15 protein-coding genes are annotated in these 14,332 nt (G+C 65.1%); 8 read left to right on the forward strand and 7 right to left on the reverse strand.

The window, feature by feature from the left end:
* The first annotated feature begins 333 nt into the window (after nucleotides 1–333).
* Together AB6724_RS21130 and AB6724_RS21135 are read left to right on the forward strand one after the other, a co-directional pair.
* On the forward strand, nucleotides 334–1,635 hold the full coding sequence (locus AB6724_RS21130; protein WP_439329912.1) for a M20/M25/M40 family metallo-hydrolase: 1,302 nt from the start codon (nucleotides 334–336) through the stop codon (nucleotides 1,633–1,635).
* 175 nt (nucleotides 1,636–1,810) lie between these two features.
* Nucleotides 1,811–2,584: a class II aldolase/adducin family protein gene (locus tag AB6724_RS21135; protein ID WP_369340512.1), complete on the forward strand. Its 774-nt coding sequence runs from the start codon at nucleotides 1,811–1,813 to the stop codon at nucleotides 2,582–2,584.
* A gap of 63 nt (nucleotides 2,585–2,647) precedes the next feature.
* Here the strand turns inward: AB6724_RS21135 and AB6724_RS21140 are convergent, their stop codons facing one another.
* The 6 genes from AB6724_RS21140 to mnmG form a co-directional block, all read right to left on the reverse strand.
* Nucleotides 2,648–3,574 carry a ParB/RepB/Spo0J family partition protein gene (locus AB6724_RS21140; RefSeq protein WP_369340513.1) on the reverse strand — a complete coding sequence of 309 codons (927 nt, stop codon included), beginning with the start codon at nucleotides 3,572–3,574 and terminating at the stop codon, nucleotides 2,648–2,650.
* A 15-nt stretch (nucleotides 3,575–3,589) separates the two neighbouring features.
* A complete protein-coding gene (locus tag AB6724_RS21145) occupies nucleotides 3,590–4,138 on the reverse strand; it encodes an RBBP9/YdeN family alpha/beta hydrolase (protein ID WP_369340514.1) in 549 nt (182 codons plus the stop codon).
* A 51-nt stretch (nucleotides 4,139–4,189) separates the two neighbouring features.
* On the reverse strand, nucleotides 4,190–4,960 hold the full coding sequence (locus tag AB6724_RS21150; protein WP_369340515.1) for a ParA family protein: 771 nt from the start codon (nucleotides 4,958–4,960) through the stop codon (nucleotides 4,190–4,192).
* A 12-nt stretch (nucleotides 4,961–4,972) separates the two neighbouring features.
* Complete coding sequence (locus AB6724_RS21155) at nucleotides 4,973–5,584, reverse strand: LysE family translocator (RefSeq protein ID WP_369340516.1); 612 nt, start codon at nucleotides 5,582–5,584, stop codon at nucleotides 4,973–4,975.
* 170 nt (nucleotides 5,585–5,754) lie between these two features.
* Nucleotides 5,755–6,414, reverse strand: coding sequence for a 16S rRNA (guanine(527)-N(7))-methyltransferase RsmG (gene rsmG / locus AB6724_RS21160; RefSeq protein WP_369340517.1), 660 nt, complete (start codon nucleotides 6,412–6,414; stop codon nucleotides 5,755–5,757).
* The gene (mnmG, locus tag AB6724_RS21165; protein ID WP_369340518.1) at nucleotides 6,411–8,375 is read right to left on the reverse strand and encodes a tRNA uridine-5-carboxymethylaminomethyl(34) synthesis enzyme MnmG; all 1,965 of its coding nucleotides are present in this window, start codon (nucleotides 8,373–8,375) and stop codon (nucleotides 6,411–6,413) included. Before mnmG ends, rsmG begins: the two co-directional genes overlap by 4 nt.
* A gap of 252 nt (nucleotides 8,376–8,627) precedes the next feature.
* Here mnmG and AB6724_RS21170 point away from each other — a divergent pair, with 252 nt between their 5' ends.
* The 3 genes from AB6724_RS21170 to AB6724_RS21180 all read left to right on the forward strand — a co-directional run bounded on the left by AB6724_RS21170 (nucleotide 8,628) and on the right by AB6724_RS21180 (nucleotide 11,180).
* On the forward strand, nucleotides 8,628–9,209 hold the full coding sequence (locus tag AB6724_RS21170) for an NADPH-dependent FMN reductase (protein WP_369340519.1): 582 nt from the start codon (nucleotides 8,628–8,630) through the stop codon (nucleotides 9,207–9,209).
* A gap of 173 nt (nucleotides 9,210–9,382) precedes the next feature.
* The gene (gene gstA / locus AB6724_RS21175; protein ID WP_369340520.1) at nucleotides 9,383–9,991 is read left to right on the forward strand and encodes a glutathione transferase GstA; all 609 of its coding nucleotides are present in this window, start codon (nucleotides 9,383–9,385) and stop codon (nucleotides 9,989–9,991) included.
* Nucleotides 9,992–10,061: 70 nt separating this feature from the next.
* Nucleotides 10,062–11,180 (forward strand): alkene reductase, encoded by a 1,119-nt coding sequence (locus AB6724_RS21180; RefSeq protein WP_369340521.1) that lies wholly within the window; start codon nucleotides 10,062–10,064, stop codon nucleotides 11,178–11,180.
* 116 nt (nucleotides 11,181–11,296) lie between these two features.
* On the opposite strand, the gene AB6724_RS21185 is transcribed toward AB6724_RS21180, so the two are convergent.
* Complete coding sequence (locus AB6724_RS21185; RefSeq protein WP_369340522.1) at nucleotides 11,297–12,985, reverse strand: methyl-accepting chemotaxis protein; 1,689 nt, start codon at nucleotides 12,983–12,985, stop codon at nucleotides 11,297–11,299.
* 270 nt (nucleotides 12,986–13,255) lie between these two features.
* Here AB6724_RS21185 and AB6724_RS21190 point away from each other — a divergent pair, with 270 nt between their 5' ends.
* The 3 genes from AB6724_RS21190 to AB6724_RS21200 all read left to right on the forward strand — a co-directional run.
* Nucleotides 13,256–13,450 (forward strand): heavy-metal-associated domain-containing protein, encoded by a 195-nt coding sequence (locus tag AB6724_RS21190; RefSeq protein ID WP_369340523.1) that lies wholly within the window; start codon nucleotides 13,256–13,258, stop codon nucleotides 13,448–13,450.
* A gap of 65 nt (nucleotides 13,451–13,515) precedes the next feature.
* On the forward strand, nucleotides 13,516–14,022 hold the full coding sequence (cueR, locus tag AB6724_RS21195; protein WP_369340524.1) for a Cu(I)-responsive transcriptional regulator: 507 nt from the start codon (nucleotides 13,516–13,518) through the stop codon (nucleotides 14,020–14,022).
* Nucleotides 14,023–14,194: 172 nt separating this feature from the next.
* Nucleotides 14,195–14,332 (forward strand): thiolase family protein (locus AB6724_RS21200; protein WP_500683337.1); only part of this gene is annotated, 138 nt, incomplete at its 3' end.

Below are 14,332 nucleotides of genomic sequence, written 5' to 3' on the forward strand. Positions count from 1 at the left end.
TCCCGACAGTCCTACATGTACGTTGGACTGGCGGGAAATATGGAGAGTTCAACACTGAACGCAGACAGAGCCTTTTTCATTGCCGGGCCGCCCCAAGCGCTCCCCGGGGCTGCGGCTACCGGCGGCGAACAGGCCTTGCCTCATGCCTGGACCCGGCCTGGTATTTACCCCGAGGGATCGGGCCCGGCAGCGTCGCCGGCGACTGCTAAGCTGCCAGGCCCGGGCCGTCGATTGCGTCTGCATTGCGCCTGCACGGGCCGGCCGGCACAGGCGCAAAAACCAGGCACGGCCGGTCTGTCCCCAGCCCCCTACCCCCTCAGGAGATCCACCCCCATGCCCTGGCATTCCATCCGCACTGCATCCGCAGCCTCCACCCTGTTGCGCGCCCTGCCTCTGGCATTGACCCTGGCCTTTGGCGCGGCCCATGCCGCACCGCAGGCCGAGCTGCTGGAGCTGGCCAAGAAGGAGCAGCAGCCGCTGCTCGATACGCTGCGCGACCTGGTGCATATAGAGTCCGGCAGCAAGGATGTGGAAGGCCTGAAGAAGATTGCCGACTACATCGCCGGCAAGCTGCGCGCCCAGGGCGGCAAGGTCGAGGTGATCAGCCCCACCGACATCTACCGCCTCGACGACACGCCCGAAAAGCTCGGCCCCATGGTGCATGCCGAGTTCAAGGGCCAGGGCACGAGCCGCATCATGCTGATCGCCCATATGGACACCGTGTACCTGCCCGGCATGCTCAAGGACCAGCCGTTCCGCGTCGACGGCGACAAGGCCTATGGCCTGGGCATTGCCGACGACAAGCAGGGCGTGGCCCTGATCCTGCACACCGTGGCCATGCTCAAGACCCTGGGCATCCAGGATTTCGGCATGCTCACGGTGCTGATCAACGGCGACGAGGAAATCAGCTCGCCGGGCGCGCGCAGCACCATCACCCGCCTGGGCGCCGAGCAGGATGCGGTGTTCTCGTTCGAAGGCGGCGGCAGCGACGGCGGCCTGCGCCTGGCCACCAGCGGCATCGGCGCGGCCTATCTCAAGGTCCATGGCAAGGCCTCGCATGCGGGAGCCAAGCCCGAGGACGGCGTGAACGCGCTGTACGAGCTCTCGCACCAGCTGCTGCAGCTGCAGGACCTGTCCAGGCCCCAGGACGGGCTCAAGCTCAACTGGACCGTGGCCAAGGCCGGCACCAACCGCAACGTGGTTCCCGCCGAAGCCACGGCCCAGGCCGATGCGCGCGCGCTGCGCGTCGCGGACTTCACGTCGCTGGAAAAAGCCATGCAGGAAAAAATCGCTCACAAGCTGCTGCCCCAAGCCAAGGTGGAGCTGAAGTTCGAGGTGCGCCGCCCGCCGCTGGAAGCCAACGACAGCGCCCGCCAGCTGGCCAAGCATGCCCAGGGCATTTACGAGCAGGAGCTGCAGCTGCCCATGACGGTCATGAGCCGCGCCACGGGCGGCGGCACGGACGCGGCTTTTGCGGCGCTCAAGACCAAGGGCGGCGTGATCGAGGGCTTCGGCCTGTCGGGCCATGGCGCGCATTCCAACGACGCCGAATATGTGCATATCAGCACCATCGCGCCGCGCCTGTATCTGGCGGCCCGCATGATCCAGGATCTGTCGCGCCAGGCCGTCAAATGATTTTGATAGCTTCTGGCGCGCGCATTGACTGACTTGCAGAGCTAGAACTCTGTGAAATCCAACAGGAGCTGGCGTTGCCAGCTCCTGTTTTCATTAGCGCTTCTGTCGCCTAGCCAACAGACCGCGGCCTGGCTAATCTCTACATTGAGCGCATCAACGATGAAGGAGACCGGCCATGAATTCCGCCACTTTGGACATGCCCAGCGTGCAGCATCTCGTCAGCCCTGAGGAATGGCAGCTGCGCGTGGATCTGGCCGCCTGCTACCGGCTGGTGGCCCTGCATGGCTGGAGCGATCTGGTCTTCACCCATATCAGCGCCCGCCTGCCCGGGCCCGAGCACCACTTTCTGATCAACCCCTACGGGCTGATGTTTGAGGAGATCACGGCCTCCTCGCTGATCAAGGTGGACATGGGCTGCAACAAGCTCATGGAGTCGCCGTTTCCCGTGAACCCCGCGGGCTTCGTGATCCACAGCGCCGTGCATGAGGCGCGCGCCGATGCGCAATGCGTGATCCATACCCACACGCGCGCCGGCGTGGCCGTGGCCGCGCAGAAGAACGGCCTGCTGCCCATCAGCCAGCAAAGCACTTTCGTGCTGGGCTCGCTGGCCTACCACGCCTACGAGGGCGTGGCCTTCCGCGAGGACGAGAAGCCGCGCCTGGTCGCCGATATGGGCGAGGCCAACTTCCTCATGCTGCGCAACCATGGCCTGCTGACCTGCGGCGCCACCATCGCCGATGCTTTTCTGTCCATGTATGTGTTCGAGTCCGCCTGCCAGATCCAGATCTCGGCGCAGTCCGGCGGCAGCGAACTCACGCTGGTCGACCCGCAGATACTGCAAGGCATAGCCCAGGCGATGAAGGTGCAGACCGGCGGCCTGGGCGGCCGGTTTGCCTGGCCCGCACTGCTGCGCAAGCTCGATCGCCTCGACCCCAGCTACCGCGCTTGAAGCGCTGGCGCAGATGCAAAAAGGGCATCCGACCGGATGCCCTTTTTCGTTTGGCACTGCCGCTCAGGCTTCGCCGCGCAGCTTTTCGATGATGCCGTTGAGCTCGTCCAGCGAGCCGAACTGGATCGCGATTTCGCCCATTTCCTGCACCTTGCCGTGGCGGCGCACCGACTTCTTGATGCGCACCTCGACATCGGCCGTGAGCAGGTCGGAGAGCTCTTCCTCGATGCGCTTCACATCGCGCGACTTGCCGTCCTTCTTGGCTTTCTGGGGCGTGAGATTGAACTCGGCGCCGATCTTCTTGACCAGCGATTCAGCCTCGCGCACCGACAGCTTCTTGGCCGCGATCTGGTTGCCGGCCGTGATCTGCGTGGCGCGGTCCAGCGTCAGCAGGGCCCGCGCATGGCCCATGTCGATGTCCCCGGCCATGAGCATGGTCTGCACGGGATCGGCCAGATTCAGCAGGCGCAGCAGATTCGTGGCCGCGCTGCGCGAGCGGCCCACGGCCTGGGCGGCCTGCTCATGCGTCAGGCCGAACTCCTTGACCAGACGGGCCAGGCCCTGGGCCTCTTCCAGCGGGTTCAGGTCTTCGCGCTGGATGTTCTCGATCAGCGCCATCGCGGCCGCGGCTTCGTCGGGCACCTCGCGCACCAGCACCGGCACCTCGGCCAGCCCCGCGATGCGCGCCGCGCGGAAGCGCCGCTCGCCGGCGATGATTTCGTACTTGCCCGAGTTGTCGCCCTTGGAGAGCTGGCGCACCAGAATCGGCTGCATGATGCCCTGGGCCTTGATGCTCTCGGCCAGCTCGTAGAGCGCGCCCTCGTCCATGCGCGTGCGCGGCTGGTACTGGCCGGCCACCATCACATCGAGCATCAGCGTGCTCGGCAGATTGGCCGGAGTGCTGAGGCCAGCCTCTTCCTTTTCGCTGACCTTGGGGCCCAGCAGGGCTTCCAGACCACGTCCCAGGCCCTTGGGTTTCTTAGTCACCATTGCTGAAATCTTTCCTTAAAGGGTCTTGAGCAGCGCATGGCCGCCATCCCAGAGTCCCAGGCCGCTGGCCGTGTTGATATGGCCGGCAGCGCCCTGATTCACGAAGCGGCTGCCCCAGCCCTGGGCCATGGCCTGCGCGCGCTGCAGCGAGCAGTTGGGGTCGTTCTCGCTGCCCACCATGATGGACGGGAAAGGCAGGGTCTGCAGCAGCACCGGCGACCAGCCCGGCAGCATGGCGCGCAGCTCCGGCTGCTCGGTATCGCCGGGAGCCACCAGCATGGCGCCGCGCACCCTGGTCCGCGCCACCTGGGAATGTGCGGCCCACCAGGCCACCAGCACGCAGCCCAGGCTGTGCGCGACCAGCGTCACGGGGCGCGGCGCATCGAGCACCGTCTCCTGCAGGCGTATGCTCCAGTCCCCGCGCAGCGGGTGCAGCCAGTTGTGCTGCTCCAGCCGCCGGTAGCCATACCGGTCCTGCCACAGGCTTTGCCAGTGGCCCCGGTCGGAGTTCTGCCAGCCCGGCAGCAGCCAGACATCCTCGGGGTTCAGGGCTTCAGAGCTCATGGCAGGCCGCGCTGGGTGGATATGGGTTTGAGAGCTGTTTCACGTGAAACGTCACATCTTCTGGATGCGACGCACCATTTCCTCGGCGAACTCGACGAAGGCCTTGCTGCCCTTGGCCGAGGCATCGAACACCACGCCGGGCAGGCCGTAGCTGGGAGCCTCGGCCAGGCGTACATTGCGCGGGATCACGGTGTCGAACACCTTGTCGCCGAAATGATCCTTGAGCTGGTCGCTGACCTGCTGCTGCAGCGTGGTGCGCGGATCGAACATCACGCGCAGCAGGCCGATGATCTGCAGATCGGGGTTCATGTTGGCGTGCACCTGCTTGATGGTGTTGACCAGATCGGTCAGACCTTCGAGCGCAAAGTACTCGCACTGCATGGGCACGATCACGCCATGGGCCGAGCACAGGCCGTTCAAGGTCAGCATGGACAGCGAAGGCGGGCAGTCTATGAGCACGAAGTCGTAATCGCCATCGACCAGCTGCAGCGCGGACTTGAGCCGCTCGTTGCGGCGCTCCAGCGACACCAGCTCGATCTCGGCGCCCGACAGCTCGCGGTTGGCGCCCAGCACGTGGTAACCCACCTGTTCGGAGTTGGCGGCCGCCTCCTTGATGCTGGAGTTCTCCAGCAGCACGTCGTAGACCGACAGCTCCAGCGCACGCTTGTCCACGCCCGAGCCCATGGTGGCATTGCCCTGGGGGTCGAGGTCAATCAGCAGCACGCGCTGGCCGACCTTGGCCAGACCCGCGGCGAGATTGACCGTGGTCGTGGTCTTGCCCACCCCACCTTTTTGATTGGCAACGCAGAAAATCTTGGCCATTGAACTTCTCTTTTAGTTGGTGGCCAGCTTGAGGCCAAAACCGATCAAAAACACACCGGCTGTCTTTTCCAGCCATTTCACCACCACGGGGTTGGCGCGCAGGCGCTCTGCCAGCAAGGTGGTCAGCGCCACCACGATGGCGCTGTAGATAAAGGTGATGGCCGCCACCGTGGCCGCCATCACGCCGAAGGTCAGCATGCCCTGGTGCCGCGCCGGGTCCACGAACATGGGAAAGAACGCCATGTAGAAGACTATGGCCTTGGGGTTCATCAAGGTGATCAAGGCCCCCTGGCGGAAGTACTGGCGCGGCTGGATCTGTATCGCGGGAGCGTCGCCGGGCTTGGCCGTGAGCAGCTTGTAGCCCAGCCAGGCCAGATACAAGGCACCCACCCACTGCACCGCATGGAAAGCCGCGGGGTACGCCGCCAGCACGGCGGCCACACCGGCCACCGCCAGCCACATCAGCACCTGGTCCGCGGCGATCACCCCCATGCATGCAGCCATGCCCGCACCCACGCCGCCCTTGCCCGTGGAGGTGATCAGGGCCAGATTGCCCGGCCCCGGTATCAGCAAGAAGACGGTGACAGCGGCCACAAAAGCGCCGTAATCGGAGATGCCAAACATTCAAACCCTGCGCGATGGAAAACAGCAAGTTTATGCGAGGCCCATGCCTGGCGCATCTGCATTGCACAGATGTTGCCCGCTACGGTATGTAAAAACCCTGTTCCTGTCGCCTGCCCGCGACCTTTGGCACCGCCCCAAGCCAGAGACGCCGAGCAAAGCCGCTCAGGGGGTTATTTCAAGTTCAGCCAGATCACGCAGCGCTCGGCATCCAGGCCCGGCACCCGCAAGGGTTCCACGTGAAACACCTGCACATCCGCAGGCAGGGCCGCGATCTCTTCGTCGGGATGCTTGCCCTTCATGGCGAACCAGATGCCGCCTTCGGCCAGGGCCTGGCGCGACCAGGTCGTGAAATCGAGCAGCGAGGCGAAAGCCCGGCAGCTGATGACGGGGTAGCGGCTCTTGAGGTTCTCCACCCGGTCGTGAATGCCATGCAGATTGGGCAGGCGCAGCGAGGCCGCCACCTGCTGGATGAAGGCCGCCTTCTTGCCCACGGTATCCACGCAGTTCACGTCGATCTGCGGGCAGCAGATGGCAAACACCACGCCGGGCAGGCCGCCGCCCGAGCCCACATCGAGCAGAGGCAGGCGCCCGCCCTCGGCCACGGGCAGAGTGTCCACATGGCGCAGCAGCGCCGGCACGGCGGTCAGGCTGTCGAGCAGATGGTGGGTCAGCATCTCCTGCGGGTCGCGCACGGATGTCAGGTTGTAGACCTTGTTCCACTTCTGCAGCAGGTCCATGAAGGACATCAGCAGATCGATCTGTGCCGAGGTCAGCTCCAGCTTCAGGGCCTGAGCGCCTTGTTCGAGTTGGGTGCGCAACACCTGGCTCATGCCGCTGCCTCTTCGCCGTGCGAGGCAAAGCCCTTGAAGCCGCCCTTCTTGAGATGGACCATGAGCAGCGAGATGGCCGCGGGCGTGACGCCCGAGATGCGCGAGGCTTGGCCCAGGGTTTCGGGCCTGTGCTTTTGCAGCTTCTGGCGCACTTCGAACGACAAAGCCGTGACCTGCATATAGTCAAAGTCCAGCGGCAGGCGCAGCTTCTCGAAATGCGCGGCGCGCTCCACCTCGTCCTTCTGGCGATCGATATAGCCCGCGTACTTGGCCGCAATCTCCACCTGCTCGATCACCGAGGCGCTCAGATCGCCCAGCACATCCGGTTGCACATCGGCCGCGGCGTACCGACCCTCGTTCAGGCTCATGAGCTTGCCGTACTCCACGCCGGGGCGGCGCAGCAGATCGAAGAGGTTGTACTCGCGCTCCATGGCCTTGCCCAGCACGCGCTCGGACTCCTCGGCCGAGACGATGCGCGGATTCACCCAGGTGGACTTGAGGCGCTCGGTTTCACGTGAAACCGCGTCGCGCTTGCGGCTGAACGCCTCCCAGCGCGCGTCGTCGATCAGGCCCATCCTGCGGCCCTCTTCGGTCAGACGCATATCGGCGTTGTCTTCGCGCAGCTGCAGGCGGAACTCGGCGCGGCTGGTGAACATGCGGTAGGGCTCGGTCACGCCCTTGGTGATCAGGTCATCGACCAGCACGCCCAGATAGGCTTCGTCGCGGCGCGGCGTCCACGGGCCTTCGCCGCGGCACTGCAGCGCCGCATTCAGGCCCGCAAACAGGCCCTGGGCCGCCGCCTCTTCATAGCCGGTCGTGCCATTGATCTGGCCCGCAAAGAACAGGCCCTGGATCTGCTTGGTCTCGAAACTGCTCTTGAGCGAGCGCGGATCGAAGTAGTCGTACTCGATGGCGTAGCCGGGACGCAGGATATGCGCGTTCTCCAGGCCCTTCATGCTGCGCACCAGTTCGTACTGGATATCGAAGGGCAGGCTGGTCGAGATGCCGTTGGGGTAGAACTCGTGGGTGGTCAGGCCTTCGGGCTCGAGGAAGATCTGGTGGCTTTCCTTGTCGGCAAAGCGGTTGATCTTGTCCTCCACGCTGGGGCAGTAGCGCGGCCCCACACCCTCGATCTTGCCCGTGAACATGGGGCTGCGGTCGAAGCCGCTGCGGATGATCTCGTGGGTGCGCGCATTGGTGTGCGTGATCCAGCAAGGCATCTGCCTGGGGTGCATGGCTGCATTGCCCATGAAGCTGAACACGGGCACATCGCCCTCGTTCACGCCGCCGGGCATGCCGTCGCCGGGCTGCTCCTCGCACTGGCTGAAATCGATGCTGCGGCCGTCGATGCGTGGCGGCGTGCCGGTCTTGAGCCGGCCCTGGGGCAGCTGGAGTTCCTTGAGGCGCGCCGACAGGCTCACGGCCGGAGGATCGCCGGCACGGCCCGCGGCATAGTTGTTCAGGCCCACGTGGATCTTGCCGTCGAGGAAGGTACCCGCAGTCAGCACCACGGTGCGGCTGCGAAAGCGTATGCCGACCTGGGTGACGGCGCCGACCACGCGGTCACCCTCCACCATCAGATCGTCCACGGCCTGCTGGAACAGCCAGAGATTGGACTGGTTCTCTAGCATGTCACGGATCGCTGCCTTGTACAGGATGCGGTCGGCCTGGGCGCGCGTGGCGCGCACGGCCGGCCCCTTGGAGCTGTTGAGAATGCGGAACTGGATGCCGCCCTTGTCGGTGGCCAGGGCCATGGCTCCGCCCAGCGCGTCCACTTCCTTGACCAGATGGCCCTTGCCTATGCCGCCGATGCTGGGGTTGCAGCTCATCTGCCCCAGGGTTTCGATATTGTGGGACAGCAGCAGTGTCTTGCAGCCCATGCGCGCAGCTGCCAGCGCGGCCTCGGTGCCGGCGTGGCCGCCACCGACCACGATCACATCAAATTCCTGTGGGTACAACATCTTCTTGCTCCGGGCCATGCCCGGCCCTTGCCCCCGGCACGAAGCACCCATGCCTCGGCTCTCACGGCAGGCAGACAGGCGGATGCGCCATGCCCTGCCCAGCGGGGAACCCGTAATTTTCCCACCATTGGCCCAACAATGCCTTGCCAGGGGTTGAGGCCCGGGTTTCACGTGAAACATATCGGCTAGCGTTTGCCCTGATACCTTCGCCAACGCAGGAAAAATGTCTTTCCCCTGTGCTGCAATGCGGACATGGAAATTCTCATTTTTGCGGGCAGCACCCGCCAGGATTCGTACAACCGCAAGCTGGCCAGGGCGGCGGCCGAGATTGCCGCCGACCAGGGCGCCCAGCCCACCTTGCTGGAGCTGGCGGACTATGACATCCCGCTCTACAACGCCGACCTGGAAGCCCGGGGCACGCCCCCGGACGTCATCCGCTTCAAGCAGGCGCTGCACAGCCATGCGGCCTGGATCATCTGCAGCCCCGAATACAACGGCAGCTACCCGGCCCTGCTCAAGAACGCCATCGACTGGGCATCGAGCCCCGTCAAGGGCGATGCCCAATGGGCGGATGGAGTCCTGCCCTTCCGCAACAAGGTGGTAGGCATGACCAGCGCCTCGCCCGGAGCTCTGGGCGGCCTGCGCGCCCAGTCGCATCTGGCGCCGCTGCTATTGAATCTGGAATGCTGGCTGGCACCGCGCAGCCATGCCGTGGGCCTGGCCGCCGAGGCCTTTGACGGCCAGGGCCACTTGCTGCGCCCACAGGACCAGAAGGGCATGCAGGCCGTGATCGCGCAGGTGCTCTGGGCCGCGCAGCGGCTGCAGGCCCAATAATCCTGCAGCCTTGGGGGTCATGGCCCGCGGACAGGCCCGACAGGAGAGCCGGCAAGGCGCCGGCGGGCTCAATCTCCTCTGCGGCCCGGGCAACTGCCAGGCGCGCGTGCAACCGTCATGCAACCGGTTTAGCATGTCCACTTGTCTTTTCAATGTACAGAAAGCCCATCACCATGAAGCTTTACTACAGCCCCGGCGCCTGCTCCCTGTCTCCGCACATCGTGCTGCACGAGACCGGCCTGCAGCATGAGGCCATTCTGGCCAGCACCAAGAGCCATCAGCTGGCTGACGGAACGGACTACTACAGCATCAATCCTCTGGGCTATGTGCCCTTTCTGGTGCTGGACAACGGTGACACGCTGCACGAAGGCCCGGCCATCGTCCAGTACCTCGCCGACCAGGCGCCGGAAACCAACCTGGCGCCCGCCAGCGGCACCATGGCCCGCTATCACCTGCAAGAGTGGCTGAACTTCATAAGCACCGAAGTCCACAAGGGCTTCAGCCCCCTGTTCAGCGCCGACCCCCCCGAGGACTACAAGACCGCGCTGCGCGCCAAGGTGCTCAAGCGCCTGAACTGGGTGGACGAACAGCTGTCCAACAAGGCCTATCTGATGGGCGAGCAGTTCACCGTGGCCGATGCCTATCTGTTCACCGTCACGGGCTGGGCCCAGTTCGTGGGCGTGGACATCTCCGGCCTCAAGCACCTCTTGGCCTATCGCGAGCGCGTTCTGGCCCGCCCCGCCGTGCAGGCGGCCATGAAGGCCGAAGGCCTGCTCAAGTAAGCCGGTTCACGCCGCATGCAACCACCAAGCTCGGTCCTTCACCGGGCTTTTTTTGTCTTCCGGAGTTCTCATGACCTCGTTGTTCGACCCCATTGAGGCAGGCGATCTGCAGCTGCCTAACCGCATCGCCATGGCCCCGCTGACGCGCAACCGCGCGCCGGGAGCGATCCCTACCGCGCTGATGCAGACCTACTATGTGCAGCGCGCCACGGCCGGCCTGCTGATCAGCGAAGGCACGGCCATCAGTGCCCAGGCCCAGGGCTATGCCGACGTGCCCGGCCTCTATGGCGAGGAGCAGCTGCAGGCCTGGAAAAAAGTCACCGCTGCGGTGCATGCCAAGGGCGGTCGCATCGTGACCCAGCTCTGGCATGTGGGACGCATCTCGCACACCCTGCTGCAGCCCGAGAATCAGCCGCCCGTGGCGCCTTCCGCGCTGACCGCCAAATCCAAGACCTATGTGATCGATGCGGCCACCGGCGAAGGCCATTTCACGCCCACCTCCGCACCGCGCGCCCTGCGGCAGGAAGAGCTGCCCGGCATCGTCCACAGCTTCGCGCAGGCGGCCCGCGCCGCCGTGGAAGATGCCGGCTTCGACGGCGTGGAGCTGCACGGCGCCAACGGCTATCTGCTGGACCAGTTCCTCAAGACCGGCGCCAACCAGCGCCAGGACGACTATGGCGGCAGCATCGAAAACCGTGCCCGCCTGGTGCTGGAATGCGTGCGTTCCGTGGCCGACGCCATCGGCGGCGGCAAGGTCGGTATCCGCCTGTCGCCGGTGACGCCTGCCAACGACATCGTGGACGAGGATCCGCAGGCGCTGTTCGAGTATCTGGTGCGCCAGCTTGCGCCGCTGGGCCTGGCCTACATCCATGTGATCGAGGGCGCCACCGGCGGCCCGCGCGAGCTGCCGGAGCGGCCGTTCGACTATCGCGCCCTCAAGCAGGCCTACCGCAGCGCGGGCGGCAAGGGGGTCTGGATGGTCAACAACGGCTATGACCGCAAGCTGGCCCAGCAGGCCGTGGCCAGCGGCTACGCGGATGTGGTGGCTTTCGGCAAGGCCTACATCTCCAATCCCGATCTGGTCGAGCGCCTGCGCGAAGACCTGCCGCTCAATGCCTGGAACCCCAGCCGCTTCTATGGCGGCGGCGCCGACGGCTATACCGACTATCCCACGGCCGCAGGTCTGTAAACCCGCACCAAGCCGCCTCAAACCCTTTCAGCCATTGCGCCGGCAGCGACTGAAAGAAAGCAAAAAGCCCGGGGCATCGCTGCCACCGGGCTTTTTTCATGCCTGGCCTTAAACGCTCAGGCCTGTTCCAGCAACTGGGCCTTCCGGCCTGGCAAGGCGGTCTTGCCGGCCGCTGCGGCAGCCGGTGCCAGACCCGGACGGGCGCCGGCCTGCGGACGCTGCACATGTGCCTGGGCCGGGCCGCCGGCCACCTTGAACTGGCTGACCAGCTGTGCCAGGCGCGCGGCCTGCTCGCGCAGGGATTCGGCGGCGGCGGCGGACTCCTCCACCAGGGCCGCGTTCTGCTGCGTCATGCGGTCGATATCGCCCACGGCCTGGTTGACCTGACCGATGCCCAGCGACTGCTCCGAGGAAGCTGCGGTGATCTCGCCGATGATGTCGCCCACGCGCTTGGCGTTCTCCACCGTGTCCTGCATGGCCTTGCCCGCGCCGCCGACCTGGCGCGCGCCCACATCCACGGTCTGCACGCTGGTGTTGATCAGCGACTTGATCTCGTTGGCCGCCTGGGCCGAGCGCTGGGCCAGGCTGCGCACCTCGCCCGCCACCACGGCAAAGCCGCGGCCCTGCTCGCCCGCGCGCGCGGCTTCCACCGCGGCGTTCAGGGCCAGGATATTGGTCTGGAAGGCGATGGAGTCGATCAGGCCGATGATGTCGCCGATCTTGCGGCTGGAGGCCGAAATCTCCTGCATGCTGTTCACGGCCTGGCCCACGATCTGGCCCCCCTCCACGGCCGTGGCCGAGGCCGAGGCCGCCAGCTGATTGGCCAGCTGCGAGGACGAGGCCGTCTGCTGCACCGTGGCCGTGAGCTGCGCCAGCGAGGCCACGGTTTCCTGCAGATTGCTGGCCGTCTGTTCGGTGCGGGCCGACAGGTCCTGGTTGCCGGTGGCGATCTCCTGGCTGGCGGTGGCGATATTGCCGCTGGCATCCCGCACCTGCATGACCATGCCGCTCAGCGCCTGCTGCATCTGGTCCAGGGCGCGCTGCAGGTCGGACAGCTCGTCATGGCCGCTCACCTTCACCGCCTTGGACAGATCGCCGCCCGCAATCGTCAGCGCCATCTGGCGCGCATGCTCCAGCGGACGGCAGATGGACTGCATGTTCATCAGCGTCAGCGGCACGACCACGACCAGCGTCAGCACCACCGCGGCAATGAACAGCCAGCGGGTCTGGGTCGCCACCGCGCGCTCGGCATCGGCCAGCGCCTCGGATTGCTGGTGCAGCAGGGTGTCGAGCTGGACCAGCAGCTTGTCGGCCTCCGTCACCTCGGCCAGGGCCTTGGAGCCCATCTTGTTGGCAATCGTCGCGGAGTCATAGCCGCCGGCCTCCAGCTGACGCGCCACGGGCTCGAAAGCCTTGCGATAGTTGTCTATGCGCCCGATGATCTGCTTGGCCAGGGCCTCGTCCTGGGCATCGCCGCCGGTCACGAAATGGCCCAGCGTGGCCTTGGATTTGTCGATGAAGGACACCCATTGCGCATAGGCCTTGCGCACCTCTTCGGCGCGCTCGTACTGGATGACCATTTCTCTTTCGCTGATGCGGATCCCGCCGAGCTCCATGCGCAGCTGCGCCATATGGCCGGACTTGACATAGGCGTTGTTCAGAAAATCCTGGCTCATCTCCTGGATGCGGAACATGCCCAGCATGCCTGCGCCTCCGAGCAGACTCAACAACACCATCACCATGGCGATCGCACCCAGCATACGTGTGCGGATCGTGAAACGCCGCATCATTTCCAATAGATTCATTGCTCCCTCTCAACTTTTATTGGCCTGCTCTTTTACACCAGAACTGACAAATTGTTTCATTTTGTCAATAAACCAGGGGAATTGCATGACAGCAAATGCCCATGCCATGGCATTGCGCACTATCGCAACTGGATATCGGCAGTTCTTACGCCTTATCAACCCTCGGTGAATCAGAGTCTTGACAGGGCTTGACCTTGCCATGATGTTAGGGTTGAACATTGCCGCCATGGAGCACGCCAGTCCGGCGGCTCCGATTCAAGGAGTGAAGCAATGCAGCAAGTTTTTGAAGTTCAAGGCATGACCTGTGGCCACTGCGAGCGGGCCGTCACCAATGCCATCCATGGCGTGGATGCCCAGGCCCAGGTCAAGATCGACCGCACGGCCAACCGCGTGGAGGTGCAAAGCGAGGCCAAGCGCGAAGCCCTGACGGCGGCGATTGCCGAAGAAGGCTACAAGGTCGCCTGATCTCCCGCGCCACCGGCCCAGAGACGCATCTGAAGGCCGCTGGCGCGCTTTTTCGAGGACTGCCCATGCATGGCCATACCAACACCCCAAAAAACGCTCAGAGCTGGCCTGTCGTGATCGGCGAGGCCGCGCGCCGCGCCGGCGTGTCGGCGCGCATGGTGCGTCACTATGAATCCTTGGGCCTGCTGCCGCCCGTGCACCGCACCGACAGCGGCTACCGCCAGTACACCGAAGCCGACGTGCATGCGCTGCGCTTCATCCGCCGCGGCCGCGACCTGGGCTTCTCCATGGACGAGATAGCCACGCTGCTGGGCCTGTGGCAGGACCAGGGCCGGGCCAGCAGCCAGGTCAAGAGCATTGCGCAGCGCCATATCGCCGTGCTGGCCGAACGCATCGCCGCCATGCAGGCCATGCAGCGCACCCTGCAAAGCCTGGTGCACTGCTGCCATGGCGACGACCGGCCCGACTGCCCTATCCTCGACGACCTGGCCAGCGCCGAAACCGATTTGTCTCCGGCACATCACGAGCCCATCGCCCCGAAGCCGGTGCGCCGACGCCAGGCCTTGGCATAGAGCTCCCGGGTTTCACGTGAAACCCACGCTCCAGGTTTCCTGCGCCAGTCGGCAACAGGACATGTTGCGGCGCACAAATATTGCAGAATGGTCCATGTGGTGGATGCGATGCCCCATCCATCCCGTCCATATTCACGCATAACCATTGCACCGCAGTGGAGGAGACAAAAGCATGAGCATCCGAGACATCTTCGTCGTCAGCACGGCGCGCACCGCCATCGGCACCTTCGGCAGCAGCCTCAAGGACGTGCCCAACACCCAGCTGGCCACCACCGTGGTCAAGGCCGCCATTGAACGCGCCGGCATCGCC

The organism is Comamonas guangdongensis, from assembly GCF_041079535.1.
Classification (GTDB): Bacteria; Pseudomonadota; Gammaproteobacteria; order Burkholderiales; family Burkholderiaceae_C; genus Comamonas; species Comamonas guangdongensis.